The sequence below is a fragment of the Pseudonocardia sp. EV170527-09 genome (genome assembly GCF_008369905.1).
Classification (GTDB): Bacteria; Actinomycetota; Actinomycetes; order Mycobacteriales; family Pseudonocardiaceae; genus Pseudonocardia.
Genome location: NZ_VRMC01000269.1, coordinates 1 through 854, shown reverse-complemented (window position 1 = coordinate 854; position 854 = coordinate 1). Strand labels below are relative to the sequence as shown.

The window sequence follows — 854 nt, the reverse complement described above, 5'->3', positions numbered from 1 at the left end:
AACACCCCCTCAGCGTCGCCCAGAAGGGGTCAATCCCAATCCGACGTCAGGGGGTCAGTCTCAGGCCGTCGTCGACACCATGGTGCTCTGCTTCTTCTACACACACGTCGGCGCAGCCGAGTTCTTCGTTCCGGACACCCACCCAGCGGTCATCGCCTACTACACCCTCTACAGCGCCGCCTTTGGCTGGACGGCAACCGATCTAATCATCCTGTTGTCCCGTCAGCTCCGCATCGAGCCCGTCGGGTGGCGACGGGTCGGAGTGAGGCTCAACCGCGCCGCCTGCCAGATCATTCTGATCTATGTCGGCGGGCGGGTTTGGAGCGTCATCGTGGGATCTCTCGATCTCATCCCACCGCGGGACCTCATTGCGACCGACGTCCTGGAATTCATCATCGGCACCGTCCTGCCGCTGGCGGGCATGCTCGTTGGAGTGGCCGGGCTGCTGTCCCAGGTCTGGGCCCCACGCCTGTTCGATCGCATTGCCCGTGCAGAGACGTGACACCGGCACCGACGTCTCTACCGAGAACTCGAACCTCTGTGGGGTCTGGTCGCACGAGGCTCGCTCGCAGCGGTTTACCTCGAGGAACGTCACCAGCGCACGACCAGTGCAACTCTGCAGCTGTGCGGGAGGGTGTTCGAACTCTGTGACGTCGAACTGCGAGCATCTCGGCACGTCTCACCGCAGGCTAGAGCGGACGCTGTGCAACGGGCTAGGTGTGATGTCCAGGGAGGTTGGTCAGCCTGGTGACTGGTGGCTGGCCGCCGATGGCGGAGGGGACTGCCCAGACTTCGGTTGACTCCTGACCTGTGAGGACGTCCTCCTCGCTGGAAGGATCGACACCGTGCCCAAG

General features: G+C 63.6%; 1 protein-coding gene and 1 pseudogene. Both read left to right on the top strand.

Features of this window, described 5'->3' with window-relative positions; translation table 11 throughout:
- The coding region (locus FVA95_RS29025) for a hypothetical protein (RefSeq protein ID WP_205016044.1) at positions 1 to 502 on the top strand (502 nt) is incomplete at its 5' end.
- Positions 503 to 517: 15 nt separating this feature from the next.
- A pseudogene (locus FVA95_RS34200) lies at positions 518 to 751 on the top strand (DUF6545 domain-containing protein); the annotation flags it as partial.
- Between the last annotated feature and the right edge of the window lie 103 nt (positions 752 to 854).